The 25,961-nt window shown below is 61.7% G+C and carries 26 protein-coding genes; 12 read left to right on the top strand and 14 right to left on the bottom strand.

What is annotated here, in order from left to right; all coding sequences use genetic code 11:
- The first annotated feature begins 145 nt into the window (after positions 1–145).
- Positions 146–409, top strand: a complete 264-nt coding sequence (locus tag AB8A38_RS17150; protein WP_439086781.1) for a hypothetical protein — start codon at positions 146–148, stop codon at positions 407–409.
- Positions 410–826: 417 nt separating this feature from the next.
- Here AB8A38_RS17150 and AB8A38_RS17145 read toward each other — a convergent pair whose 3' ends face one another.
- The 4 genes from AB8A38_RS17145 to AB8A38_RS17130 all read right to left on the bottom strand — a co-directional run bounded on the left by AB8A38_RS17145 (position 827) and on the right by AB8A38_RS17130 (position 2,149).
- Positions 827–1,039, bottom strand: a complete 213-nt coding sequence (locus AB8A38_RS17145) for a hypothetical protein (RefSeq protein ID WP_439086780.1) — start codon at positions 1,037–1,039, stop codon at positions 827–829.
- Positions 1,040–1,050: 11 nt separating this feature from the next.
- On the bottom strand, positions 1,051–1,389 hold the full coding sequence (locus AB8A38_RS17140) for a DnaA N-terminal domain-containing protein (protein WP_439086779.1): 339 nt from the start codon (positions 1,387–1,389) through the stop codon (positions 1,051–1,053).
- A 98-nt stretch (positions 1,390–1,487) separates the two neighbouring features.
- On the bottom strand, positions 1,488–1,829 hold the full coding sequence (locus AB8A38_RS17135; RefSeq protein ID WP_439086778.1) for a helix-turn-helix domain-containing protein: 342 nt from the start codon (positions 1,827–1,829) through the stop codon (positions 1,488–1,490).
- Positions 1,826–2,149: a hypothetical protein gene (locus AB8A38_RS17130; protein WP_315840288.1), complete on the bottom strand. Its 324-nt coding sequence runs from the start codon at positions 2,147–2,149 to the stop codon at positions 1,826–1,828. The genes AB8A38_RS17135 and AB8A38_RS17130 overlap by 4 nt, the downstream gene beginning before the upstream one ends.
- A gap of 283 nt (positions 2,150–2,432) precedes the next feature.
- On the opposite strand from AB8A38_RS17130, the gene corA reads away from it, so the two are divergent.
- Positions 2,433–3,440, top strand: coding sequence for a magnesium/cobalt transporter CorA (gene corA, locus AB8A38_RS17125; RefSeq protein WP_439086776.1), 1,008 nt, complete (start codon positions 2,433–2,435; stop codon positions 3,438–3,440).
- A 12-nt stretch (positions 3,441–3,452) separates the two neighbouring features.
- Here corA and AB8A38_RS17120 read toward each other — a convergent pair whose 3' ends face one another.
- The gene (locus AB8A38_RS17120; protein ID WP_439086775.1) at positions 3,453–5,111 is read right to left on the bottom strand and encodes an FAD-binding dehydrogenase; all 1,659 of its coding nucleotides are present in this window, start codon (positions 5,109–5,111) and stop codon (positions 3,453–3,455) included.
- A gap of 256 nt (positions 5,112–5,367) precedes the next feature.
- On the opposite strand from AB8A38_RS17120, the gene AB8A38_RS17115 reads away from it, so the two are divergent.
- The 3 genes from AB8A38_RS17115 to AB8A38_RS17105 all read left to right on the top strand — a co-directional run bounded on the left by AB8A38_RS17115 (position 5,368) and on the right by AB8A38_RS17105 (position 6,791).
- Positions 5,368–5,826, top strand: coding sequence for a hypothetical protein (locus tag AB8A38_RS17115; RefSeq protein WP_089266785.1), 459 nt, complete (start codon positions 5,368–5,370; stop codon positions 5,824–5,826).
- A gap of 177 nt (positions 5,827–6,003) precedes the next feature.
- Positions 6,004–6,165, top strand: a complete 162-nt coding sequence (locus AB8A38_RS17110; RefSeq protein WP_315840291.1) for a hypothetical protein — start codon at positions 6,004–6,006, stop codon at positions 6,163–6,165.
- Positions 6,166–6,197: 32 nt separating this feature from the next.
- Complete coding sequence (locus tag AB8A38_RS17105) at positions 6,198–6,791, top strand: SCO family protein (RefSeq protein WP_439086774.1); 594 nt, start codon at positions 6,198–6,200, stop codon at positions 6,789–6,791.
- On the opposite strand, the gene AB8A38_RS17100 is transcribed toward AB8A38_RS17105, so the two are convergent.
- Entirely contained in the window at positions 6,782–8,662 is a 1,881-nt protein-coding gene (locus tag AB8A38_RS17100; protein WP_439086773.1) for a glycosyltransferase, read from the bottom strand. The two genes, AB8A38_RS17105 and AB8A38_RS17100, sit on opposite strands and share 10 nt — an antisense overlap.
- A gap of 262 nt (positions 8,663–8,924) precedes the next feature.
- On the opposite strand from AB8A38_RS17100, the gene AB8A38_RS17095 reads away from it, so the two are divergent.
- A complete protein-coding gene (locus tag AB8A38_RS17095) occupies positions 8,925–9,755 on the top strand; it encodes a transporter substrate-binding domain-containing protein (RefSeq protein WP_439088545.1) in 831 nt (276 codons plus the stop codon).
- Between the two features lie 72 nt (positions 9,756–9,827).
- On the top strand, positions 9,828–11,468 hold the full coding sequence (locus tag AB8A38_RS17090; protein ID WP_439086772.1) for a lysine--tRNA ligase: 1,641 nt from the start codon (positions 9,828–9,830) through the stop codon (positions 11,466–11,468).
- 64 nt (positions 11,469–11,532) lie between these two features.
- On the opposite strand, the gene AB8A38_RS17085 is transcribed toward AB8A38_RS17090, so the two are convergent.
- Both AB8A38_RS17085 and AB8A38_RS17080 read right to left on the bottom strand, forming a co-directional pair.
- Positions 11,533–12,033 carry an SgcJ/EcaC family oxidoreductase gene (locus AB8A38_RS17085; RefSeq protein WP_439086771.1) on the bottom strand — a complete coding sequence of 167 codons (501 nt, stop codon included), beginning with the start codon at positions 12,031–12,033 and terminating at the stop codon, positions 11,533–11,535.
- Positions 12,034–12,115: 82 nt separating this feature from the next.
- Positions 12,116–12,745, bottom strand: coding sequence for a S24 family peptidase (locus AB8A38_RS17080; RefSeq protein WP_068737960.1), 630 nt, complete (start codon positions 12,743–12,745; stop codon positions 12,116–12,118).
- 223 nt (positions 12,746–12,968) lie between these two features.
- Between AB8A38_RS17080 and AB8A38_RS17075 the strand changes: the two genes are divergently transcribed.
- Positions 12,969–13,313, top strand: a complete 345-nt coding sequence (locus AB8A38_RS17075) for a DUF952 domain-containing protein (protein ID WP_184512987.1) — start codon at positions 12,969–12,971, stop codon at positions 13,311–13,313.
- Positions 13,310–14,404 (top strand): quinone-dependent dihydroorotate dehydrogenase, encoded by a 1,095-nt coding sequence (locus tag AB8A38_RS17070; protein WP_439086770.1) that lies wholly within the window; start codon positions 13,310–13,312, stop codon positions 14,402–14,404. Before AB8A38_RS17075 ends, AB8A38_RS17070 begins: the two co-directional genes overlap by 4 nt.
- Here AB8A38_RS17070 and AB8A38_RS17065 read toward each other — a convergent pair.
- The 4 genes from AB8A38_RS17065 to AB8A38_RS17050 all read right to left on the bottom strand — a co-directional run bounded on the left by AB8A38_RS17065 (position 14,379) and on the right by AB8A38_RS17050 (position 18,858).
- The gene (locus AB8A38_RS17065; RefSeq protein WP_439086769.1) at positions 14,379–15,728 is read right to left on the bottom strand and encodes an MATE family efflux transporter; all 1,350 of its coding nucleotides are present in this window, start codon (positions 15,726–15,728) and stop codon (positions 14,379–14,381) included. The two genes, AB8A38_RS17070 and AB8A38_RS17065, sit on opposite strands and share 26 nt — an antisense overlap.
- Positions 15,729–15,752: 24 nt before the next feature.
- Positions 15,753–16,058: a DUF6460 domain-containing protein gene (locus tag AB8A38_RS17060; protein ID WP_068737958.1), complete on the bottom strand. Its 306-nt coding sequence runs from the start codon at positions 16,056–16,058 to the stop codon at positions 15,753–15,755.
- Positions 16,059–16,144: 86 nt separating this feature from the next.
- On the bottom strand, positions 16,145–17,821 hold the full coding sequence (locus AB8A38_RS17055) for a cisplatin damage response ATP-dependent DNA ligase (protein ID WP_439086768.1): 1,677 nt from the start codon (positions 17,819–17,821) through the stop codon (positions 16,145–16,147).
- The gene (locus tag AB8A38_RS17050; protein ID WP_439086767.1) at positions 17,818–18,858 is read right to left on the bottom strand and encodes a ligase-associated DNA damage response exonuclease; all 1,041 of its coding nucleotides are present in this window, start codon (positions 18,856–18,858) and stop codon (positions 17,818–17,820) included. Before AB8A38_RS17050 ends, AB8A38_RS17055 begins: the two co-directional genes overlap by 4 nt.
- A 74-nt stretch (positions 18,859–18,932) precedes the next feature.
- Between AB8A38_RS17050 and AB8A38_RS17045 the strand changes: the two genes are divergently transcribed.
- Complete coding sequence (locus tag AB8A38_RS17045; RefSeq protein ID WP_439086766.1) at positions 18,933–19,865, top strand: methyltransferase domain-containing protein; 933 nt, start codon at positions 18,933–18,935, stop codon at positions 19,863–19,865.
- A gap of 188 nt (positions 19,866–20,053) precedes the next feature.
- On the opposite strand, the gene AB8A38_RS17040 is transcribed toward AB8A38_RS17045, so the two are convergent.
- Positions 20,054–21,460 (bottom strand): outer membrane protein, encoded by a 1,407-nt coding sequence (locus tag AB8A38_RS17040; RefSeq protein ID WP_439086765.1) that lies wholly within the window; start codon positions 21,458–21,460, stop codon positions 20,054–20,056.
- 197 nt (positions 21,461–21,657) lie between these two features.
- Positions 21,658–23,010, bottom strand: a complete 1,353-nt coding sequence (locus AB8A38_RS17035; protein ID WP_439086763.1) for an outer membrane protein — start codon at positions 23,008–23,010, stop codon at positions 21,658–21,660.
- A 345-nt stretch (positions 23,011–23,355) separates the two neighbouring features.
- Here AB8A38_RS17035 and AB8A38_RS17030 point away from each other — a divergent pair, with 345 nt between their 5' ends.
- Together AB8A38_RS17030 and AB8A38_RS17025 are read left to right on the top strand one after the other, a co-directional pair.
- Positions 23,356–24,573: an ABC transporter substrate-binding protein gene (locus AB8A38_RS17030; protein WP_439086761.1), complete on the top strand. Its 1,218-nt coding sequence runs from the start codon at positions 23,356–23,358 to the stop codon at positions 24,571–24,573.
- 105 nt (positions 24,574–24,678) lie between these two features.
- Positions 24,679–25,896 (top strand): ABC transporter substrate-binding protein, encoded by a 1,218-nt coding sequence (locus tag AB8A38_RS17025; RefSeq protein ID WP_439086760.1) that lies wholly within the window; start codon positions 24,679–24,681, stop codon positions 25,894–25,896.
- The last annotated feature ends 65 nt before the right edge of the window (positions 25,897–25,961 follow it).

Genomic DNA, 25,961 nt, shown 5'->3' with positions numbered 1-25,961 from the left:
TGTGATCCGCGATGAGGTGGAGGACTGATTGGGAGGACACCGAAGGTAATACAAGCTACGAGGCCTCACCCTCCCTCCTTTCTTGCCAGTTAGCGCGCCAGCGTCCTGGGCCGTCACTGATATCAATCTAAAGCGGAGCATATCGATGTGGATCCTGATGTACGTCTTCTCCTATTCGGTCAGTCCGGCGGCTACGAATGACAGAGCGGAATGGAGGATTCTCCCAACGGTCGTGTTTCAGGAGTTCTCGAATCAGGAGCGATGCAAGGCGGCAAAAATCTCACTTGAGGCCAGCCTGAAAGAGGCGGGAGCAAAATTAAAAAGCGGCCTCGAGGACTTGAGGAGTATCGGTAAGGCTGACCCTTCGCAGATCATCATTGCCTTTAACGTGGAATGCCTTCCGAAATAAACGTGGCGGTCACAACTCGGTTGCGGCTTTACTCCGGTATGCTCGGTCATTTAGGGCGGGTTGACGTGGACTGGCCGCTCCTGGCGCAAACGTGTGGATCGGCTGCAAGTGAGATATGCTTAGATGACGGAAGGTGCTGATACCCCGCCCAAGCAGGACCCGTTCCCTGGGCGGTCGGCATATTCCATGCCGAAGAAGAGCTTGCCAGGTTGCTGTTGCAGATATTCGTGCGTGTACACGCGTGTCGCGTGTACCGCCTTTCAATGGATTTACTAGAGAAATTCCAGGGGCTGCGACCCCGTGTAACACAAAAACCGCGGGATACGGTCCCTACATGGGGGAAGCAAGCCGCTCACCGAAAGTGCCCCGGCTGCCACGCCCAGCATTGCCACGTGACACTTGTGTCGTCTCCAACGGTTACTTCGGGAACACACGGGAGATCTCATGGGTAATGCGATTAGCGATCCACGCGCTGCCCTTCTTGAAAGGTCTCAGCAGTCTCGGCTTGTCGCCCTCATGATTGAGCGTGCGCATCATGACAGCGCGGGCGAGGCCACCGCCGAGGGCGCCGAGAAGATTGCCGAAGCGCCGTAGAACCTGACCTCGAACTTCGCTTCTTGTATCGAACATCATCGTTCCCGTTAGTTGCTAGAGGCAGCAGTACGTTCGTCCTGCGGACGAGGGAGGCTCGCGATCGCGGTTACGCGATGAATCTCCGGATCGAGCGTCTGCCAAGCCTGAACAAGGTCAACGTCGTAGTTTGAGTTGATGCGATCGGACCTGAACCTGGTCCCGGCAGATAGGGTGACCTTGCCGCTGTCACTGGCGATCACGACGACATCACTGAACCATGCCGCATACCGATTATTGCCAAGCTTCCTGCGGAGGCACGATACGACGGCGTCCGGTATCGGACAGGCGTGCTGCGCCATTTTCTCGCGCCGCTGAGCTTCGGCCGTGCCTTTGACCGGAATTTTCACTGAAGGTTCTATTGATGATTCAAGTGAAGATTCTAGGCCGCTCTGTGCGAGGTAGTGAAGCCGGTTTGTGCGGCCTACTCTGCTTAGAGGTACGCCGCTCACAGCGGCCTTCTGAGCTTGTTTTTGCTCAGCGATTTTAGGTAGGCCGCTTTGTGTGCCTTCTCGCCTACAACATGGGGCATCATCAGCTGATAAACATATCCTTTTCGCCCCCGCGTCTTAAGCGATCGGCTTCGACGGATGAACCCGTCCGCCTCCAGACGCTTCAGGCTACGCTGCACTGTATCGGCCGACATCTCGCCTTCGTCCGCCAGACGTGCTTGTGACGGCCAGCAAACGCCATCTTGATCGGCACGATTACGGAGCATCAGCAAGCACAACTTGTCTATCGGCGACCCGACGCGCAGTTGGGTAGCCCAATTGGTCGCTTGCCAGCTCATGTGACGACCTCGCCGTCCGTATCTATCGCGAGAGCCGGCGCGGAACAGACGGGCAAAATCAGATCGGACAAAAATCGCCGACGCGTGGCGGAAGACACGGCTTGCCATGCCGCCCTCAAGGTCTGCAGTTCGCCGGCCTGCCGCGCAGCGTTGCGCATACCGTCCTTGATGCGCTGTCGCACCGCCGGGGCGGCCATTCGGGCTTTGGTCGCCACGCTGACTTCCGCTCGTTTAGCAGGGTCAGTCCAGCGAGCGCGGTTGGAGGCCGCGATTTTGGCGCGTGCTTCCGAGGTGTGATGCCGCCCACCCGCGTCCTTCATACCGGCACTCCCGGTGCAACAGGAGGGGTCGCGAAGTTTTGCTTTTGGCTTCTAACGCATTGATCTCGTTTGAGAGGTAAAGTACATGTTTTGCAGTTAAGTCCTTGACGTTCTTTAAAAACGTTGAGCTTCCCAAGCTGCATACGAGGGTTCGATTCCCTCCGTCCGCTCCAGCCCCTTCATTCATTCCAGATGATCGGTGCCGCATGGCGATTGAACGGTTTGGCATTCCCGCCGTTCTTCAAAGGCGCCCGTTGCTCTTCGCACAACACAAGGTTCTTGAATGACGTTTCCCCTCTCAGCTGCAACCGCGGGCAATGTCCCCGGCGTTGTCGCTTCCAGCGTCTATGCCAGCGGCCGCCGTGTTGCCGATATCCCCGTCGAGGAGGCGGGCGTCTGGGCGCAGAAGCCGGGCCATGTCGTCTGGATCGGACTGTTTGAACCGTCCCTCGAACTGCTCGAAAAACTGCGCGCGCAATTCGATCTGCATCCGCTCGCCATCGAGGACGCGCTGAAGTCGCATCAGCATCCCAAGGTGGAGCAATATGGCGAAGCGCTCTTCATCGTGGCGCGAACGGCGCAACTGGTCGATCAGACTGTTGCTTTCGGCGAGACGCATATCTTCTTGGGCAAAGGCTACGTCGTGTCCGTGCGCCATGGCGCCTCGACGTCCTATGCGTCTGTCCGCGAGCGGTGTGAGGCCTGCCCGACCAACCTGATGCACGGCGAAGACTACATCCTCTACGCAATTCTCGATTTTATCGTCGACAACTATCGTCCTGTCATCGAATCCATCCTGTCCGAGATCGATGAGCTCGAGGATGGTGTTCTGCACCGCATGCTGACGCGGGCCGAATTCGAGCGACTCTACAAGCTACGCCGCGAGCTGTTGCGCCTTCGTCGCGCAGTCGGGCCGCTGGTCGATGTCTGTCACCGACTCGAGCATATCGATATTTTGTTCATCGACGATGAAATGAAACCTCTGTTCCGCGATGTGCTCGACCACGTCAAACGCGCGGAAGAAGATATCGACTCGCTGCGCGAAGTGCTGGCCTTTGCCTTTGAAGCCAGCTTGATGTCAGGGCAGTCGCAGCAGACCGAGATTACCCGCAGGCTTGCGGCCTGGGCGGCGATCCTGGCGGTGCCGACGGCGATTGCCGGAATCTACGGCATGAATTTCGAACACATGCCGGAGCTGAAATGGGCTTACGGCTATTACATCGTGCTGGGCGGCATCGCCGCGATCTGCGGTTACCTGTATACCCGCTTCAAGCGCAACGGATGGCTGTGATCGACGAGACGATCACCCCACCGCCTTCGCCGCTGCGCGGCCCGCGGTGCGCCCCGTGAAAAGGCACCCGCCGAGAAACGTGCCTTCCAGCGAGCGGTAGCCGTGCATGCCGCCGCCGCCGAAGCCTGCGGCTTCGCCGACAGCATAGAGCCCTGGCATGATCTGGCCGTTGCTGCCGAATACGCGCGAGTCCAGGTCAGTCTCGAAGCCGCCCAGTGTCTTGCGCGTCAGGATGTTGAGCCGCACGGCGATCAGCGGGCCCTGTGCGGGATCGAGAATGCGATGCGGCTTCGCGGTGCGGATCAGGCGGTCGCCGATATATTTGCGCGCATTGTGGATGTTCATCACCTGCGCATCCTTGACGTAGGGATTGGCCATGGTGCGGTCACGCGCCTCGATCTGCGTGCGGATCTCGTCGAGCTTCAGTAGATTGTCCCCGGTCAGTGCATTCATTGCGCTGACGAGGTCGTCGAGATTGTCGCGCACGACAAAGTCGATGCCGTGATCCTTGAAGGCTTCGACCGGCGCCGGCGCGCCCTTGTTGGTGGCGCGGCGCGCGGTCATCAGCCAGCTCTTGCCGGTGAGGTCGGGGTTCTGCTCGGAGCCGGAGAGCGCAAACTCTTTCTTGATGATCGCCTGCGTCAGCACGAACCATGAATAATCATAGCCGGTAGACTGGATGTATTGCAGTTGGCCGAGCGTATCGGAGCCGGGAAACAGCGGCGCCGGCAGCCGCTTGCCGGTGGCGTCGAACCACATCGACGACGGGCCCGGCAGAATGCGGATGCCGTGTTTCGGCCAGATCGGATTCCAGTTCTCGATGCCCTCGACATAGTGCCACATGCGATCGCGATTGATCAGCCGCGCACCGGCGGCTTCCGTGATGCCCATCATGCGACCGTCCACATGGGCGGGCACGCCGGAGATCATGCGCCTCGGCGGTTCGCCGAGGCGCTCCGGCCAGTTCTGCCGCACCAGATCATGATTGCCTCCGATGCCGCCGGAGGCGACGATTACGGCTTGCGCGCGCAGCGAGAAGTCGCCGATCACGTTGCGCGAACTGCTTTCGCCGCGCTCGGTGTTGGATGGTTCGAGGATCGCGCCGCTGACGCCGTCGACAGTTCCGTTGGTGACGCTGAGCGTATCGACGCGGTGACGGAACCTGAAGCTCAGCAGGCCCTTCTTCTGTGCCTCGCGCGCACGCCGCTCGAACGGCTCCACGATGCCCGGTCCGGTGCCCCAGGTCACATGAAAGCGCGGAACCGAATTGCCGTGGCCCATCGCGTCGTAGCCGCCACGCTCGGCCCAGCCGACCACGGGAAACACGCGGTGACCCATGGCGCGCAGCCAGTCGCGTTTCTCGCTGGCGGCGAAAGCGACATAGGCTTCGGCCCAGCGCCGTGGCCACAGGTCCTCATCGCGATCGAAGCCGGCAGTGCCATGCCAGTCCTGCATCGCCAAGTCATAAGAGTCTTTGATGCCAAGTCGTCGTTGTTCCGGCGAGTCGACGAAGAACAAACCGCCGAACGACCAGAACGCCTGCCCGCCGAGATTCTGCTCGCCTTCCTGATCGACCACGACAACGCGCTTGCCGGCGTCGGCAATTTCCGTGGCCGCAACGAGGCCCGCGAGTCCGCCGCCGACGACGATGACATCCGCATCAACGGCCATACTGTTTCCCCCATCTTGTTAATGGAGATTGAAGTCGGCGCGGGAACTTTGGTCAACGGAAATTGCGAGCGAGGGGCGGCACTGTTTCAGATTGATACCGCGAGGGAACGAGGTGCATCCCGCGCGCAACACTCGATTTGAATCGCATTGGAAGCGTCATGCTCGTCTGGACAAAGCCACGATCTGGCAACACGCTGATCATGCCCTGCATCACCAGGGCGCTCAGATTCGGGATCGACAGGTTTTGGGGCTGGACATGAAGTTCGTTACGGGTTTGCTGGCGGCGGTCTTGCTGTTCGCGGGCGTCGGGGCAAGTCACGCGGTGGTTCGGATCGCGGATGATCGTGGCGGACGGATCGGAACCTATGTCGACAGATATCAGGGATTGCGCACTTCCGGCGAAACCGTGATCATCGATGGCCTGTGCGCCTCGGCCTGTACGATCGTGCTCGGCGCGGTTCCGCGTGACCGGATCTGCGTCACCTCCAATGCCAATCTCGGCTTTCATGCGGCCTGGGACATGGGTGCCAATGGTCGTGCCGTGACCAATCCGGAAGCCACTCAGATGCTGTATTCGATGTATCCGACCCAAATCCGGCGCTGGATCTCCAAACGCGGCGGGCTGAAGACGCAGATGATCTTTCTGCGCGGCCGCCAGCTGATGGGCATGTACAAGCCCTGTTACATGGACGCCCACGCTTCCAGCGCGCGCTAGGTAGATCTGGTTTTTATTCCATCAGCATGACGTGATGCCCTGCGGCGCAGGGAGCGCTTGCCCGCGCCGTCATCTCAGCCTATCTGGAACCAGGATGGCGGGCTCTTGAATGATCTCGGGCCTTAGCCGTTCCGAGATCGTCTGATGGTGCAGCCTTTATTGACGCCTAAGAGCACGATGCCCGCGTCCGAGCGGCCGTCACGGCTCGCGTCGGTCATTGTCGCATCGGCCGCGGCGTTCGCAGCGCTCCTTCTGGTGGGTGCAATCGGGCTGTGGGCACATTACGGCACGGCCGTATTTTTCGAGATGATCAAGACCGGCATCGCCGCCTGCATGTGATCGGCTGCCAAGGGCAATTCAGGGAACATTCCATGACTGATCGAACCACCCGGCCGCTGGTCATCATTGCTGCCTTCGCCGGCAGCCTCGCGGCGGGATTGCTGGTCGTGCTGTGGCTGACGGGCGGTTTCCGCAATGTCGCTGCGCCGGCCTCGATCGGCGGTCCGTTCCAGCTCACCGATCAGTCCGGCCAGACCGTCACCGAGCAGAGCCTGAAGGGCAAGCCGACGCTGGTCTTCTTCGGCTTCACCCATTGTCCAGATATCTGCCCGACCTCGCTGTTCGAAATGTCGGAAGTGCTGCGCGCGATGGGCAAGGACGCCGATCGTATCAATACCTATTTCGTCTCGGTCGATCCCGAGCGCGATACGGCGGCGATCATGAAGGACTACCTGACGAGCTTCGATCCGCACCTGAAGGGATTGACTGGCACGCCCGATGCGGTGGCGAAGGTGATTTCCGGCTACCGCGTCTATGCCAAGAAGGTGCCGACCAAGGACGGCGACTATACGATGGATCACACGGCGCTGATCTATCTGATGGACAAGGACGGCAATTTCGTCGCGCCGTTCAATATCAAACGCAAGCCGGAAGAAGCGGCCACGGATCTCAAGCGCTATCTGTGAACTCGCCCGCGGCTCGCTGCCATCGTCCCGGCTCGGTGCACGAGGCCGTGCTCGGTCTTTTCCCAGTGATGGCGCCGGGTCCAGAATTGCCACAGGGCGCGCCAGGTCGCGATCGAGAGACATCCCCAATAAATCGGCGTCAGGGCCAGGATCCAGCCATCGCGCAGGCGGCCACGGCGCATCAGGCCGGTGAGGCCGAGGACGCAGGTCGCGATGAAGCCGCAGGCGATGGCCAGCACGTGCAGTGACGACAACCGGTCGCCAAACAGCAGGGTGTTATCGGCAAGCAGCAGGCTGGCGAGAACTTTGACGACCAGCACCGTAAAGGCCAGCGACGTCAGGATATTGCCGCCGAAGACGATGTTGAGTGCGAGGAATCCTCGCGCGCCGGCTTCGTCCCACAGTTTTCGGGGATCGCGCATGTGCACGGCCCAGGTCTGCATCCAGCCCTTCATCCAGCGTGAGCGTTGTCGCAGCCACGCGCCGAACGCGATCGGTGCTTCCTCAAGCGTGATCGATGGAATGGTCACCGAGCGATAGCCCAGTCGTGCCAGGCGGATCCCGAGGTCGGCATCTTCCGTGACGTTGTAGGGATCCCAGCCGCCGATGCGGCGCAAGGTCTCCGTGCGGAAATGGTTCGAGGTCCCGCCAAGTGGCAATGGCATGCCCAATGCGACCAGCCCGGGCAGGAAGACCGCGAACAGCGCGGCATATTCCACGCTCGCCATGCGGGATAACAGGCTGTGCGTCAGATTGTCGAAATGCAGCCCGGCCTGAACGCAGGCGACGTCGTCGTTGTGCTGACGAAACATGCCGAGCGCGGCGCGCAATTGGCCGGGGTCGGGATCGTCTTCGGCATCGAACACCGTCAGAAAGCTGCCGCGCACGAAGGGGAGTGCAACATTCAGCGCCTTCGGCTTGGTCTTCGGACCCGTGGCCTGTGCGATCAGGACCTGAACCTGCGGTCCCGGCCGGGCTCTGGCAACGGCGGCGCGGGTCCGCAGATCGTCGGGCTCAAGCACCAGAATGATATCGAGTTTTTCAGAGGGATATTCGAGCCTCTGCAGGGATCGCAACAGGCCCGGAACGGACGCTTCCTCGCGATAGAGCGCGACGACCACCGAGTAGATTGGCAATTGGTCGTCGGGCAAAGGGGGAAACTGTTGCTCCGGCTGCGGCGGCACCAGCACGCAAGTCAGCCTGAGAAGCGAAAAGGCGAGAAACCAGATCGCCGCCAGGCCACCGATCAGATCCATCGCCAGCGTCGGATACAGAAGCGCGAGAACCGCGCATACCAGCAGCAGAATCGCTGTCTGCAATCCTTTGCGCCTGCCGATGATCGACTTGGCCGACATGGCAGGTTGCTTCTGCATCAGGCCTTCGGCGGCGATATGCGAAAGCGCGTCGCCGGTCTGCTCGGTCAGATATTGATGCAGGTGACGCCGCGTGGTCAGCCGAATGCGCGCGATCAGTGATGGATATGTGGTGGAGAACCGCGTCAGGCGCCGTGCTGTAAAAGCACGCGGCGCGACGACCCAGTTGAGTGTGTCCTCCTCCTGGAGGGGCAGGATGCCGAACTCTGCGATCTCCGGAAGATCGGCATCAGCCAGGGGGCAGTGAGCACGCCCGACTGTCGAGACATCGTCGAAGCCGATGCCAAGGTGGCGGGCCAGATGCGCGACATACGTCTCCTCGGTGATCACGCCCCATTGGATCAGGATCTGATCGGCGCCCAGATTGAGCTCGCGGCTCCGTCGCTCCGCGGCGTGCAGAAGCGGGACCGGGAGTATGCCGCGAAGGCAGTCGAGTTCGCTGGCTGGTTCCGCGCGCCGGTCCGACCCGTCTCGCTCCGGCATGGGGAAGGAGGTCATCCTGCCGATCGGCAGAGGAGGAGAGCGTAGCGCGGCGGCCGGCTGGCGCCAGACGCGCGGCCGATGACCCCGGGAAGATTGCTGCACCCCCATGCAACGCCCTCACACCACAAACGCTACTCGCGTCTCGCGCCGGATGGTCTATAAGACCGCGATCCGGAAGCACCCTATGCAACCACAGATGGTTAATTCCCGCAACCAAATACCGCTGATGAAGTGTCGCGCAACTGCGCTGACTCTTGGCGCTTTGCTGGCCGCATGGATGTCGCTGTTTTCGGCCGCACCGGCTTCGGCGCAGACGTCGACTCCGGCCGCGAGCCAGCCCGGCCCGCAAGCCGTGCCGGGTTTCTGGGATCCGCGTCGCCGTCCGGACCGGCCTGACCTGTCGCGCATCACCGTGATCCGCTTCCTGACCGAGACCGACTATCCGCCGTTCAATTTCACCGGCCCCGACGGCAATCCGGCGGGCTTCAACGTCGATCTCGCGCGGCTTCTCTGCGAGGAGATCAAGGTCACCTGTACCGTGCAGATGCGCCGCTTCGAGACGCTGCTCGATGCCATCTCCAGCAATCGCGGCGACGCCATCATCGCCTCCATGGCGGTGACGCCGCAGATTCGCGCCCGCGTCGACTTCACCGATCCCTATTACCGCGCACCGGCGCGCTTCGTGGCCCGCAAACCCTCGGTGATGCCGGAGATCCGCCCGGAATATCTCGAAGGCAAGAAGGTCGGCGTGATCGCGGGCTCGACCCATGAGGCCTATCTGAAGGCGATGTTCACCGACGCCGTGCTGGTGCCTTTTCCAAGCGACGATGCGCTACGCCAGGCGCTGAAACGCAGTGAGGTCGATTTCATCTTCGGTGATGCGATCTCGTTTGCCTTCTGGATCAACGGCAGCGATTCCGCCGATTGTTGCGCCTTCAGCGGCGGGCCCTTCATAGAAAGCCGCTTTTTCGGTGAGGGTATCGGCATCGCCGTCCGCAAAGGCAACGACACGCTGCGCCAAGCGCTGAACTGGGCCCTGTTCCGGGTCTGGGAGAAAGGCCGCTACACCGATTTGTGGCTGCGTTATTTCTCGGTCAGCCCGTTCTGAATTTTCTCATCCCGCGGTTTGGCATTTCGGTGCGGAGCCGCTAGGTTCCGCGGCCCGGAGGCCCAAAACACGATGTCCACGCTAGACCCCACCATGAGCCCGAGCGAGCTGCGTGCGCTCGCCGAGAATTCCAACGCCTGGCCGTTCGAACAGGCGAAGCAGATCATCGCGCGCCTGAAGAAGAAGCCGAAGGAAGAGGTATTGTTCGAGACCGGCTATGGTCCGTCGGGCCTGCCGCATATCGGCACCTTCGGCGAGGTCGCGCGCACCACGATGGTGCGCCATGCCTTCCGCGTGCTCACCGAGGATAAGATCAAGACCCGGCTGATCGCGTTCTCCGATGACATGGATGGAATGCGAAAGGTGCCGGACAATGTGCCGAACCGGGAAATGCTGGAGGGACACCTGGGTAAACCGCTTACGCGGGTTCCGGATCCTTTCGGGACTCATCAAAGCTTCGGCGACCACAACAACGCGCGTCTACGGGCATTTCTCGATCATTTCGGTTTCGACTATGAGTTTGCAAGCGCGACCGACTACTACACGAGTGGAAGGTTCGACGAAAAGTTGCTGACGATGTTGTCGCGATACGATGACGTGATGGCGATCATGTTGCCGACTCTTCGGGAGGAGCGTCGCAAGACTTACTCGCCATTCTTGCCACTAAATCCGGAAACCGGAGTGGTCATGCAAGTTCCGATCAAGGAACGTAAGGTCAATCGTGGCTCGATCGTCTGGACCGATCCGGAGACGAACAAGTCTTTCGAGACACCCATAACAGGCGGACATGCGAAGGCGCAGTGGAAGCCCGACTGGGCGTTGCGGTGGGTTGCTCTTGACGTCGATTACGAGATGTCCGGCAAGGATCATATTGACAATGTCAAAATCTCAGGTCAGATCGCGCGTGTTCTCGGTGGCCAATCACCGGCTGGCTTCAATTACGAACTATTTCTCGATGACCAGGGCCAGAAGATTTCCAAGTCGAAGGGCAACGGCCTGACCATCGACGAATGGCTGCGCTATGCCTCGCCGGAGTCATTGTCGCTGTTCATGTATCGTGAGCCGAAGGCGGCCAAGCGGCTGTTCTTCGATGTGATTCCGCGCAATGTCGACGAGTACCAGCAGTTCGTCGAAGGCTATGCGAAGCAGGATCCCAAGCAGCGCCTGTCCAATCCGGCCTGGCACATCCATGCCGGCGCCCCGCCGATGGCGGATATGCCTGTCACGTTCCAGCTGCTGCTGACGCTGGTGTCGTCGTCGAATGCCGAGAATGCCGAAACCCTGTGGGGCTTCATCCGGCGCTATCGGCCGGGCGTCTCCGCGGCGACGCATCCGCGGCTCGACGCGATGGTCGGCTATGCCATCAATTACTATCGGGATTTCGTGGCGCCGACCAAGACGTTCCGCGAGCCCAGTGATGTCGAGCGCGTGGCGTTGCAGGATCTGCGCGATGCCCTGTCGCAACTGCCGGCAGATGCGACGCCGGAAGATATCCAGAACGCGGTCTATGAGATCGGCCGCCGTGAGCCGTTCCTCGATCACAAGAAGCTCGCCAAGGATGGCCGGCCCGGCGTCTCGCTCGACTGGTTCAACATGCTGTATCAGGTGCTGCTCGGCCAGGAGAAAGGCCCGCGCTTCGGGTCCTTTGTCGCGGTCTATGGCGTGCAGAATGCGATCAACATGATTGACGGCGCGCTGGCGCGCTCGGCCTGAGGCTCACACCCTTCAGAAACGTCAAAGGCGCGCTTCCTGATGGAGCGCGCCTTTTTCTTGATGCCTACTTCGACGCTGCCGCCGGCGTGACAGGCTCCGGCATTGCCGACGAGTGGTGATGCGCGATCAGCCATTTCTTGTCGCGGTAGACATAGACATAGCTGTAGCGGGCCTTGACGATTTGCGTATCGCTGGGGGATTTGCCGGACAGTGTGAAGGTGTAGGTGCCGACGTCGGATGCCATGTTGCAGCCGATCTTGACGGTGCGCGTGTCGATCTTGCCTTGCGGGTGTTTCTTCAGGAAATCCACGAAGTAGCTCTGGATCGACGCGCTGTCGGTGCGCGGCGTGTTCGACACCGTCGGCAGCAGCACCGCGTCGGAAGCGTAGTTGGCGGTGACCTTGGCGGGGTCGAGCGTCGCGAGCGAGGCGTTCCAGCGGTCGAACAGCGCTTCGATCTGCTTCGTCGTGACGACCGCGCAGGTCATGGGCTTCGCATGTGCGAGAGAACCTGCGCTGACGAGGGCCAGTGCGATCGTGCCGGCAACGATTGTTTTGGTTTTCATGGCTCCACCGAAGGTTGCGAGTTCCGGATGGAAACTCGCATAGATCATTCGGTGGCCGGACGCCAGTCCAGAGTGTGCTCGGTTACTGGCTCGCCCAGACGATGCGCGCGATCCAGGCGATGTCGGAGGCCGGAAAGCTGCGGTCGACGTGGTTGGGATTGAGCGACTGCAATTCGATGATCTTCGTGGTTCGGCGCTTCAATTCCTTCGCCATCACCTCGCCATCCTTGGTCTTGACCACGACGCGGTCGCCCTTGCGGATCTGCGCTTCCGGTGAGACGACGATGATATCGCCGTCGCGATAAGCGGGCTTCATCGAGTCGCCGGAGATCTTCAGCGCATAAGCGTGCTCGTCATTCACCGACGGCAGGCCGACTTCATCCCAGCCCTTGCTGCCGGCGGGAAAACCCGCGTCGTCGAAGTAACCGCCATGGCCGGCCTGTGCGAAGCCGAGCAGCGGTACCGACTGTACGATGCGCTTGGTGCCTTCGATCAGCGTGACGAAGCTGTCGATGGTCACGCCCGTCGCGGTCAGCGCCTTCGAGACCGACTCCGTCGACGGCCAGCGTTCGCGGCCGTCGTTGGTGATGCGCTTGGATTTGTTGAAGGTCGTGGCGTCGAGCCCCGCCTTCTTCGCAAGGCCGGAGGGTGACATGCCGTTGCGCTCTGCGAGGCGGTCGAGGGCGTTCCAGATCTGGGCGTGCGAGAGCATCATCGGTTTCGGTCCCTTGGCCCGGATTTCTGCGGGGCGGTGAATCGTGGCGAAATCTAGGAATTATTGCCGTGAATGCACGGATTTCGCAACAGGCATTTGAAAAAAATGTGCAGCCTTGAAGTGGAGGGGGGGCGCCGATACGGTCGACTGTCGGCTCCAGCCATCGAATCCCGCGACTGGGCGTCCACACCACACGAAAACAACCAGGAAGTCTGGGCGGTTGCGCACCATCTATAAAATCTGTCCGGCCTCGAGCTGGCGCGAGGCCGAGCGTCAGGGCACCTATCGCGGCAGTGCCGACGATGCCCGGGACGGCTTCATCCACTTTTCGACCGCGGCGCAGCTCCCCGAGACGCTCCGGAAGTATTATTTCGGCCAGACCGGCCTGTTTCTGGTCGCTGTGGACGCAGACGCACTCGGTGACGGCCTGCGCTGGGAGCCATCCCGCGGCGGCGATCTGTTCCCGCATCTCTACGGCGAACTCGATCTCGGCGCCGTCACGGCCGTCATGGATCTGCGTGCGCGCTCCGACGGCAACCACGACATTCCGGAGCTCAAATCGTGATCCGCGCTTTCGATGCCTTTTCCCTGCCGATGCTGCGCATGCTCGATGCCGAAGACGCGCACCGCCTCGCGATCCGCGGGTTGCGCATGCTGCCTTACGCCCGCCCGCGGCCGGATGATCCGAAACTCGCGGTCCGTGCCTTCGGTCTGAACTTCCCCAATCCGGTCGGGATCGCGGCCGGCTTCGACAAGAATGCCGAAGTGCCGGACGCGCTGCTCCGTCTCGGCTTCGGCTTTGCCGAGATCGGCTCGGTGACGCCGAAGCCGCAATCCGGCAATCCACGCCCGCGCATCTTTCGGCTGGAGCGTGACGAAGCGGTCATCAACCGGCTCGGCTTCAACAATGATGGTGCGGAGGTCGTGCTGCGTCGGCTGGCTGCACGGGCGCAGAATGGCGGTGTCGTCGGCGTCAATGTCGGCGCCAACAAGGATTCGCCCGATCGCACGCAGGACTATGTGCGACTGATCGAGACCTTTGCGCCGGTGGCGAGCTATTTCACCGTCAACGTGTCATCGCCGAACACGCCAGGTCTGCGCAATCTGCAGCAGGCCGCCGAGCTCGACGATCTCTTGGCGCGGGTGATCGATGCGCGCGAGCGCGTCCGGAAGAATGCGGGAGATTCTCCGGTGTTGCTGAAGATTGCGCCCGATCTCAGCCTCGCCGACCTCGACGATGTCGTCCATGTCGCGCGCTCGCGCGGCGTTGATGGCATGATCGTCGCGAACACTACTATCGGCCGTCCCTCGACCTTGCGCGAACAGGCACGCGCGAAAGAGCAGGGCGGATTGTCCGGGCGGCCCTTGTTCAGGCTGTCCACCCGCATGGTGGCGGAGACCTTCGTGCGTGTCGAAGGCGCGTTCCCGCTGATCGGCGCCGGCGGCATCGACAGCGGCGGTGCGGCGCTCACCAAGATTCGCGCGGGCGCGAGCCTGATCCAGCTCTATTCGTCGCTGGTTTATAAAGGCGTCGGCCTCGTCGACAGCATCAAGGCCGACCTGTCCTCGACGCTGCTGCGCACCGGCCGCGAATCGCTGTCGGAAATCGTCGGCGCAGACGCAGCAACCATCACCGCGGAAGACTGGCCGGGGTAAGCCAAGCCTGCTGCGGAAACGACTGTCGCAGCAAAGCTGGATGACGCAGCGCCTGCAAAGCGCCGCGCGACAGCATGAACACCAGAAACGCGAGCCATAGTCCGGTATTGCCGAGGCTGGCCAGTGCGAACCATGCGGCGATGTAAATCGCCAGCGCCAGTAGCATCAGGTTGCGCATGTCGCGCGCCCACGATGCGCCGATATAGATGCCGTCATAGGCATAGGCGAGGACGCCACAGGCGGGCGCCAGCGCCGCCAGTAGCATGTAATTCCGCGCAGCGAGCCGAACTTCGGGGCTGGTGGTGATGAAATCGATCAGCGCGCCGCCGAACAGCACGAATAGCAACGTGACAGCGATGCCAAATGCCGTGCTCCAGATCAGGACGAGCTTTACGGCCCGGGAAAACTGCTTGCGGTCGCGAGCGCCGGTGCCTTGACCGCAGAGCTGCTCGGCGGCGGTGGCGATGCCGTCGAGGAAGAACGAGCCGATCATGACGAAGTTGTTGAGCACTGCATTGGCAGCCAGGGTCAGGTCACCTGCGCGGGCGCCCTGCGCCGTGAAGAAGAGAAATGCAGCAATCAATGCTGCCGTGCGGATCATGATATCGCGATTGACTGCGAACAACCGTAGTAGCCGGATGCGATCGAACAGGACCGCGCGCGGCACATCGATGCGGCCGCCCAGGATTTTCCACATGGCGATGAGGCCGGCGAGAAAGCCCGCGGTTTCCGCGATCACCGTGGCCAATGCTGCGCCGCTGACGCCAAAGTCGAATTGCAGGACCAGCAGGGAGGTGAGTGCCATGTTGGCGAGATTGATGCCGACCTGCAGTGCCAGAGCGATCCCGGTGCGCGCCTGGCCGACCAGCCAGCCGAGAATGACATAGTTGCCGAGCATCAGCGGCGCGGACCAGAGTCGGATGAAGAAATATTGGCGTGCGGCGGATGTGACAGCGTCGCTGCCGCCCATGATGCTGAACACCAGCGCCGCCAGCGGTGTACGCAAGATGATCAGCGTCAGCCCGATCGCCGCTCCGAGCATCAACGCGCGCAGCAGGATAGCGCGCACCTCGATCCGGTCACCGGCACCAAGCGCCTGTGCGGTGAAGGCAACCGTCGCCATGCGCAGAAATCCGAACAGCCAGAAAATGCAGTCGAATGCCACAGAGGCCAAAGCCACACCGCCGAGCAGATGCGGGTCGCCAAGCCGGCCGATTGCCGCGGTCGAGACAATGCCGATCAGAGGCGTCGTCAGATTGGCCAGCATGGCCGGGCCGGCAATGGCAAAGACGCGCCTGTTGGTGACGTACAATCCCGACGACATCAATGCAACCGGATGATGCGCGTCTCAGCGGCCGCGCGGGGCGCTGAACAGCCGCATGATCAGCCAGATCGGCACCACGATCACGGCGCCGAGCAGGAAGTAGCGCCAGAGGCCATTGATGGCGTCGAAGCCGAGGTCATAGACCCACTGGAACAGGCGGCGGATGCTGGTGACGATGTTCCACGGATCAAAGCCGATGGCCGCGAGCACGACGCCAACCAGGATCGACAGCAGGATCAGCCGGCCGAGTACAGCCAACGGCGATCCGCCAAGGAAGCGCGCCAGGCCGTCATTGTTGGCAGGCAAGTCCCGGGTCTCATTTGGCTGCATCGTGGTCTCCTGCGCGCAAATCGCGTGCTGATCATAGGTGGTCCCACGCAAATGGGGAACCCGGCTTGTTCGTCAAGTATGGGCTGTCAAGGCGTCGCAGGCTCGGACGGCGCAATTGTGGTCTCCGCCTTCAGCATGCGCTCCAGCGTCTCCAGCCGGTCAGCCTCACGTGGCGGCTTGTCCCAGCGCAGCCGGCTGATGCGGGGAAACCGCATTGCGACCCCTGACTTGTGCCGTGGCGAGCGCGCCAGCCCTTCAAAGGCGACTTCCAGCACCAGCCCCTTGTCCGGCTCATGGGTGACGTGACGCACCGGGCCGAACTTCTCGGTAGTGTTGCGGCGGACGAAGCGGTCGATTTGCAGCAGCTCCTCGTCGGTGAAGCCGAAATAGGCTTTGCCGACCGGCACCAGCTGGTCACCGCTCTCGCCTGCGGTCCAGACACCGAAGGTGTAATCCGAATAATAGGACGAGCGCTTGCCGTGGCCGCGTTGCGCATACATCAGCACCGCGTCGATGATGTGCGGATCGCGCTTCCATTTCCACCATTGGCCCTTCGGACGGCCGGGCAGATAGGCAGAATCGCGCCGCTTCAGCATTACGCCTTCGACGGCGTCGGCATCTTCGCCGGCTCCGGCACTGACAGGATCGGCACGTGCTGCGGTGAGGGCATCCCATGTTGCGAACGGGATCTGGTCGGACAGATCGATCCTGTCGTCATCCAGCTCTGCGATAAGTGTCTCAAGTCTTGCGCGACGCTGTTCGAATGGCAGTTCGCGCAAATCAGTCTCGCCATCGCTGAGCAGGTCATAGGCGCGCAGATGAATGGGATATTCCTTCATCAGCTTCGGCGTCACGCTTTTCCGGTTCAGCCGTTGTTGCAGTACGTTGAATGACTGCACACGGCCCTCGCGCAGGACCAGCAATTCGCCATCGATCGCGCCGGGCAAGCGCAGCGACGGCGTGAGGTCCGGGAAGCTTCCTGTGATGTCCTCGCCGGTGCGCGAATAGAGCCGCGTGACGATCCTGTCGTCATCGTCTTTGCCACTGACCGCCTGAACCCGGATGCCATCCCATTTCCACTCCGCGACGAAATCCGCGGCATCGAGATTGGCGAAGTCGGACTCCTCAATGGCATGCGCCAGCATTACTGGCCGGAACGGCGCAGGATCGCGATTGACCGGCTTCTCGGCGCGGCCTTCAAGCCAAGCGAACAATTCGCCATAGGGCGGCGCGAGGCCGGGCCAGATCAGCTCGACGTCATGCGGGTCCTTGTCGCCGAGCGCCGCGGCGGCGGTCTTGGCGAGCCGTGCGGAGACGCCGATGCGCATCGCGCCGGTGACGAGCTTCAGCAGTGCCCAGCGCCCGGTCTCGTCGAGTTCATCCAGCCAGCGCGTCAGTTGCGCGGGCAATTCAGCCTTGCCGAGTGTGCGGAGTGTGGTGACGACTTCGGTGAGCGTGGGTGGGGGTGGATTGTTGTGGGCGATTTCTGGCGACTTCGGCCACATCAGCGCGACCGTTTCCGAGAGATCGCCGACATAGTCATAAGAGAGTTCAAACAATACCGGATCCGTCCGCGATGCGATGAGGTCGCGGATCAATCCAGCTTTCGCATGTTTGAACGACAGCGCACCTGTCAGTGCCGCCAGCGCGTAGCCACGGTTGGGATCGGGCACTTCGCGAAAATAGCCCGTGATCAGCCGCAGCTTGTTGTTGCGGCCGGGTTCATAGGCCAGGCGATCGAGCAGTTCGGCGAAGCGGTTCATGCCTCGGCGCTTTCACCGGGCGGCAGAGTTTCCTCTTCCTCCTCGTCACCATAGCCGACCAGCGCAAGAGGCCGCGCGGTCAGGCCTTGGCTCTGGCACCAGTGCACCAGCGCGTCTTCCTGGCCATGGGTGACCCAGATTTCGCGGGCGCCGGTCGCGCGGATGGTGGCGCATAATCCATCCCAATCGGCGTGATCCGAAATCACCAGCGGCAGCTCGACGCCGCGTTGCCGCGCACGGGCGCGCACGCGCATCCAGCCGGATGCGAAGGCGGTGACTGGATCGGGAAAGCGCCGCGTCCACACATCCGATGTGGCCGATGGCGGCGCCAGCGTGATGGTGCCGGCGAGATCGGCTCTCCTGACGCCTTTCACCGGGCGCAATTCGCCGAGATCGATGCCGCGGCTCTGATAGTAGTGTGTGATCTTCTCCATCGCGCCATGCAGATAGATCGGTGCGTCATAACCGGCCTGGCGGATCAACTTGATGACCCGCTGCGCCTTTCCCAGCGAATAGGCGCCGACCAGATGCGCTCGCTCCGGAAACAGCGCGACCGAGGCCAACAGCTTCTTCACCTCGTCGGCGGCATTGCCATGACGAAATACCGGAAGCCCGAATGTCGCTTCGGTGATGAACACGTCGCAGGGCACCACCTCGAACGGCGTGCAGGTTGGGTCATAGGCGTCCTTGTAGTCGCCGGAGGCGACGATGCAGATATCCTTGCAGGTCACCGCCATCTGCGCCGAGCCGAGTACATGGCCGGCGGGATGGCAGGACACCGTGACGTCGCCGAGTTTGATTGTCTCGCCATAGGCAATGGCCTGCGTGCTGCCGGCGAAATTGTCGCCATAGCGCAGCCGCATCATGTCGAGGGTCTCTTGCGTCGCCAGCACCGCGCCATGGCCGGGGCGGGCATGGTCGGAATGGCCGTGGGTGATCACGGCGCGCTCGACCGGTCTGACCGGGTCGATATGGAAGCCGCCCGGTTTGCAGCAAAGGCCGCCGGGAACCGGGATAAGGATGTCTTGCGGACGCATCTCGGTTATATAGGTCCGCCTTGGGTTGGTTCGAGTCATCCTGCGAACGCCCCGCCCTCCGATCGGTTCCCATCATGCCCGCGCGCTTGTTCATGTCATCCGGCGATATGAACGCCGATCGGCGTTTCGACTATGCGCGCGACCTGCAGGTGCAGGGAGATCTGGTGGCGGCCGCCGATCTGTTTGAGCAGGCTACTGATCTGGCGCCGGGCTTTGCCACCGCATGGTTCGTGCTCGGGGAGGTCCGGGAGCAGCTGGGTGACACCGCCGGCGCCATCGCCGCGTTTCGCCGCGCGCAGGCCAGCGATCCCGGTGATCGCAACGGTGCGGGTCTGCGGTTGATGCGGCTCGGCGCTGACGATCTCTCGGCCATGCCGGCGACCTATGTGACGGCGCTGTTCGATCAATACGCGCCCAAGTTCGACGCCGCTCTGGTCGATACGCTCGGTTATCGCGGACCGGCGGTCCTGTTGGGCGCCGTGCGTGCCGCATGCGCTGCGACGGATAGGGCGATGCTTTTCCCCCGCGCCATCGATCTCGGTTGCGGCACCGGGCTGGCGGCCGGCGCTTTTGCCGCCTGCACCGGCGCCATCATCGGCATCGACCTGTCGCCGCGCATGATCGAGCGCGCTCATGCCACCGGGCTTTATGCCGAGCTTGAAGTGGCCGAGATCGTCGAGGGTTTGTGCCGCCGGTCAGATAGCAGTGTCGAGCTGGTCATCGCAGCCGACGTGCTGATCTATCTGCACGACCTTGCGCCGGTTTTGCGAGAAGCTACGCGCGTGCTGGCCCCAGACGGGCTGCTCGCCTTCACGGCCGAGACGCATGACGGCGACGGTGTCGCTCTCGGCGCGGGCTTGCGTTATGCGCAGAGCGAAGATCATTTGCGCGGCCTGATCGCAGCTGCCGGCCTGGCGCTCATTTATCTTGAACACGTTTCGTCTCGTACGGAACGCGGCGTTGCCGCACCAGGACTGGTGGCCGTCGCGATCAAGCACCGGCTTTAACGCCGTCGGGGTCAGCCAGGGCAAGTTTGCTGGCGCAATCCAGAAATCGAAACGAAGAGACGGTCGCTTCGTTGCAAGGGCTCCTTGCAATGACGGCCGGGTAATAACGTCTGTGAGCGCCAAGCGTCCTACCAATAAAAACCCCGGCCGCGAGGCCGGGGTTTTGCGTTTCAGCAATGTCACCAGGATCAGTACTTCGCGACGACTGGGCTGTTGAAGTGATAGTTCAGTCCGGTGCGGAAGATGTGTTCGGTGACGGTGGTCGTGACGGTCGTGGTGTTGACGAGGTTCGAGGTCGAACCAAGGTCGACATAGAGATATTCCGTCTTCGAGGTCCAGCTCGGGCCGAACAGGCCGAGCAGGGTGAACGGCGTCTCGATGCCGGCGCCCGCGGTCCAGCCGCTCAGGGTTGTCGAAGCATTGAGTACCTGGGCGCCGTCTTCGCGGATCTTGGTCTTCACGCCACCGTAAGCGTAACCGCCCGTGGCATAAAACAGCGTTGAGCCGATCGAATAACCGAGGCGGCCACGAACGGTGCCGAACCAGGGCAGCTTAGCATCGAACGGGACGTCGCCGAGGCCAATGGCCGTCTTGTTGTCGCGCTGGCTGGAGGCCTGGATGTCGGTTTCCAGACCGTAGACCCAGTTCGCCATCTGCCAGTTGTAACCGAGCTGTACGCCGCCGTTGATGCCATCGGGAGCGAGGTTGAAGGCGTCGTATGAGGGAAAGTCGCCAAGGCCGTCGCCGGCTTTGGAGACCGTGGTGCGGTCGCGTCCGATGCCGGAGCCGACATTGCCACCGAGATACCAACCGGTCCAGTTCGCTGCGGGCGCCGGCACATAGGCGCTGTTGTTGCCACCGATGCGATAGTTCAGGCCGACGCGAAACAGATTCTCGCGCACTTCTGTCGTGGTGGTCTGAGGGAAGGTGCCGAGCACCATCACCTGGTCGGTCTTGTTGCCGAGGTTGAGATAGAGGTATTCGATCTTGCCGGTCCAGTTGCCGCCGAGAGATGCCTCGACGCCGCTGCCGACGGTCCAGCCGCTTTGGACGCGGCTCGTAGCCAAGGCAGGAAAGCCCAGGGAGGTGGAGGTGGTGGTGACGTTGCCATAGGCATAGCCGCCGGTCACATAGCTGAGCACCGGACCCGTTGCGAGACCAACGCGGCCGCGCACCGTGCCAAACCAGTCGATTTTCTGGCTGTAGGTGTCCTGCGGCGCCAGCGGAAAGGCGCCGTTGTTCAGCAACGGATAGCTGTCCTTCAACTCGCCGCCCTGAATATCGGCTTCGACGCCGTAGACCAGCGGGCCGAACATCGAACCGGTTTGCCAGTTATAGCCGATCTGGCCGCCGCCGAATCCACCGGCGGGCTGCAGATAGGTCGAGGTGGCTGAGCCCGGAGTGATGGGGTCGTTGTTTTGCAGCCGATCCCGGCCGACGCCGTAGCCCGCATTCACGCCCATGTAGAAGCCAGTCCAGTCGTAAACCGTTGTTACCGGAACCTTGTAGTAGGGCGCCTTCGCGGCCATGTCGGCGGCTTGCGCACCGGCGGTCAGAGCGAGCAGCGCCGCGGCGGAGAGGCGAAGGGTTTTCATAATGGGTTCCAGTTCAGGTTTCTGGTCGAACTATGAAGGGGTAACAGAGTGCTGTCAGCAGCCGTGCGATCAGAAATTGCGGTATTTGGATATTGGGTTCCTTGTGGTTAATTTTCTCGGAACAGCGTTGTTCAGGACGCAAACAAAAACCCCGGCCGCGAGGCCGGGGTTTTCGATTTTAGCGGATGTCGCTGGGATCAGTACTTCGCAACGACCGGGCTGTTGAAGTGGTAGTTCAGGCCGGTGCGGAAGATGTGCTCGGTGACCTTGCTCTCGTTGGTCACGCCGGGAGCGACCAGATCCGTGGATTTGCCAAGATCGACATAGAGATATTCGGTCTTGCTGGTCCACTGCGGTCCAAACAGGCCGAGCAGCTTGAACGGGGTTTCGAGGCCAGCGCCGGCGGTCCAGCCGGTCTTGGTGCTGGACAGGTCAGCAACCTGAACGCCGTTGTTGAAGATCTTGTTCTTCACGCCGCCATAAGCGAAGCCGCCGGTTGCGTAGAACAGGCTGGAGCCGACCGAGTAACCGACACGACCGCGAACGGTGCCGAACCAGGGCAGCTTGGACTCGTAGCCAATGGTTCCGAGGCCAACGACGGTCTTGTTGTCGCGCTGGCTGGACGCCTGGATATCGGTTTCAAGACCGTAAACCCAGTTCGAAGCCTGCCAGTTGTAACCGATCTGACCGCCACCATTGATGCCGTCCGGATTCAGGCTGAACTGCTCCAGGGGAGCAATGGGAGCTCCCGTCAGAGTCGTGCGGTTGCGGCCGGTGCCGGAACCGAGGTTGCCGCCGAGATACCAGCCGGTCCAGTTGGCCGCAGCCACCGGGGTGTAAGCGCTGTTGCCACCGATGCGGTAGTTCAGGCCGACACGGAAAAGGTTTTCACGGATCTCGTTGTTGGTGAACTGGCCAGCGAACGGCGCGCCGAAGGCGTTCGTCTTGTTGCCGAGGTTCACATAGAGATACTCAATCTTGCCGGTCCAGTTGCCGCCCAGCGCTGCTTCGACACCGCTGCCGATGGTCCAGCCCGTCGCAGTGCGGTTCTCTGAGAACGCCGTCACGCCGCCTTCGGTGATCGTGCTCTTGATGTTGCCGTAAGCGAAACCGCCGGTGAAGTAGCTGAGAACCGGGCCAGTCGCGAGACCAACACGGCCACGAACGGTACCGAACCAATCCGACTTCTGGCTGTAGATGGTTGCCGGAGCGACCGAGGCGCCACCGCCCGTGAGGCCCGAGCCCTGGATGTCAGCTTCGAGGCCGTAAACGATCGGGCCGAGCAGCGAGTCGCCCTGCCAGTTGTAGCCAATCTGGCCGCCGCCGAAGCCGCCCTGCGGCGAGACGTACAGCGAGTCGTTGTTGAGGCTGTGGGTGGTGCGGTCGCGGCCAATGCCGACGCCGGCGTTCACGCCGATGTAGAAGCCGGTCCAGTTGTAGACGGCGACGATCGGCGCCTTGTAATAAGGGGCCTTGACGGCCAGATCGGCAGCCTGCGCGCTCACAGCGGTTCCGAGCAGCGCGGCGCTCGCAAGAAGAATACGTTTCATGGTCGACCCCAATTCAGATTTGAACCGTTAGAATAGGGGAGTCGGGCCATATTGGCTGTATCCGGACGGCCACACTGTCCGACATTGCAACCGCAGGGGCGCCGGCCAAAAAAAGCCGGTTAAATAAGCGTTTAGACACCCGTGGCGCGATGCGTATTTCGTCACGTTTGGGTGCGCTGAGGCCCTATCGATAGCCAACCCACGGAAAACATGAGGCAACCTGTGAGGGATTGCCAAGCCTCTCGCGCCCGCAGAGGATAAGGCAAGCCCGTAAAGCCGCGATCAACGCCGCGACGGGTCACAAAAACACGCCCGCACAAGCGGGTCTCAGGGAGAAAACACCAGATGCCTTCGCGCCACAGGTCCGTCTTCAGGACCGCGACACTCGCTGCAGTTGTCTCCGTACTGGCCCATTCGGCCTCTGCGGCGGATAAGAAATACGATCCGGGTGCCAGCGATACCGAGATCAAGCTCGGCCAGACCATTCCCTATAGCGGCGCCGGTTCCCTGTATGGCGTGATCGGCCGGACCCAGGCCGCCTATTTCCAGATGCTGAACGAGAAGGGCGGCATCAACGGGCGCAAGATCAATTTCATGTCGCTGGACGATGCCTACAGCGCGCCGAAGGCGGTCGAGGCCACCCGCCGGCTGGCGGAGCAGGACGAGGTGCTGGCGCTGTTCGGCTCGCTGGGCACCGCGCCCCAATCGGCCGTGCAGAAGTTTCTCAACAGCAAGAAGATCCCGCAGCTGCTGCTCAACACCGGCGCCTCGCGCTGGAACAACCCGAAAGAGTTCAAGTGGACCACGCCGGGTCTGCCGATCTATTCGACCGAGGGCCGCATCATCGCGCGCTACCTGATGCAGGCCAGGCCGAACGCCAAGGTCGCGATCCTTTACCAGAACGACGAGTTCGGAAAGGATTTCATGAATTCGTTCAAGGAGATTCTGACTGAGGCCGGCACCGCGAAGATAGTTGCCGAGGCGTCCTATGACCTCACCGATCCGACCATCGATTCACAGCTGATCAATCTGGCGAAATCGGGCGCAGACACCTTCTTCAACATCTCCACCGGCAAGGCGACGTCGCAATCGATCCGCAAGGTCGCGGAGCTCGGCTGGAAGCCGCTGCATCTCCTGGTATCGACCTCGAGCGGTCGCTCGATCATCAACGCTGCCGGCGCCGAGAATGCCAAGGGCATCGTGGCGATGACCTACACCAAGGAAGTCGGCAGCGAGAAGTGGAAGGACGATCCGGACGTGATCGCCTTCCAGGAGCTGCGCAAGAAGTATCTGCCCAATGTCGACCCCGACAACACCATCGCATTCCAGGGCTACTCGCAGGGCGTAACCATGGCGGAGATTTTGCGCCGCTGCGGCGACGATCTCACCCGCGAGAATGTGCTCAAGCACGCCACCAATCTGGAAGGCTATCGCGCGCCGGTATTCCTGCCGGGGATCACCTACGGCTTCACGCCGACCGACTACACCACCATCAAGGCGCTCTATGTCGGCACCTTCAACGGTGCCGACTGGGATCTGTCGGATAAGCCGGTGAGCCAGTAAGCGCGTATTTTAAAGTAACGACCATCCCCGGTGAGATGCCGGGGATGGAGACGGCCAATCGGACTCGCAAAGAGCCGGATCAAAAATCATCAGGGAGAAAACGCCATGAACAAGGGACTATTTGCGTCTGCGGCGCGGGTCGCCGTCGTCGTGTTGCCACTGACTGTGACGGCCGCTATCGCCGCCGACAAGAAATACGATCCGGGCGCCAGCGATACTGAAATCAAGATCGGGCAAACCATTCCGCATAGCGGACCCGGCTCGCTCTATGGCGTGCTCGGCCGCGTCGGCGAAGCCTATTTTCAGAGCTTGAACGAGAAGGGCGGCATCAATGGCCGCAAGGTCAAGTTTCTGACGATGGACGATTCCTACAGCGCACCGAAGGCTGTCGAGGCGACGCGCCGCCTCGTCGAGCAGGATGAAGTGCTCGCACTCTATGGCTCGCTCGGCACAGCGCCGCAGACCGCCGTGCACAAATATCTCAATTCCAAGGGCGTGCCGCAGCTGCTGCTCAACACCGGCGCATCGAAGTGGAACGATCCGAAGAACAACAAATGGACCATGGCCGGTCTGCCGCTCTATCCGACCGAGGCGCGCATTCTCGCCAAGTATGTCGTCAGCATGAATCCGAATGCGAAAGTCGGTATCCTCTATCAGAACGATGATTTCGGCCGGGATTTCCTGGGGCCGTTCAAGGACGAACTCGCGAAAGCCGGCGGCACCGCGAAGGTGATCGCCGAGGTGACCTATGATCTCACCGATCCCACGATCGACTCGCAGCTGATCAATCTCGCCAAATCCGGTGCCGATGTTTTCTATAACATCACCACCGGCAAGGCGACGTCGCAGTCGATCCGCAAGGTGGTCGAGCTCGGGTGGAAGCCGCTGCAGTTGTTGTCGGCGGGCTCCACCGGCCGATCGATCCTGGAGGCCGCAGGGTTGGAAAACGCCAAGGGCATCGTCTCGATTGCCTATGGCAAGGATATCGGTTCGCCGCTTTATGCCAAGGATCCCGACATCGTGGCGTTCGAAGCGCTGCGCGCGAAATATCTGCCCACGGTGTCTGCTGATAACTCGATCGCCTTCTTCGGCTATGGTCAGGCCGTGTCCATGGCGGAGATCCTGCGCCGCTGCGGCGACGAGCTCACCCATGAGAACGTGCTGAAACAGGCCATCGGCCTGAACGGCTTCCGCGCTCCGCAAATGCTGCCGGGGGTGAGTTACAGCTATACCAATGACGCCTATGTTCCGATGGCGACGCTGTACACCCAGCGGTTTGACGGCAAGGACTGGATCATCTCCGACAAGTCGGTGACGCAATAGCGTCTCCGACCTCGCCGTCACTGCGAGTCCGGGAAAGCCCGTAAGCCAGCTTTCTTGACCTCGCA

Origin of the sequence: Tardiphaga sp. 839_C3_N1_4, assembly GCF_051811045.1 — a bacterium.
GTDB lineage: Bacteria > Pseudomonadota > Alphaproteobacteria > Rhizobiales > Xanthobacteraceae > Tardiphaga.
Note: the sequence above shows the minus strand (reverse complement) of the source record. Positions and strands in the feature narration are given on the sequence as shown.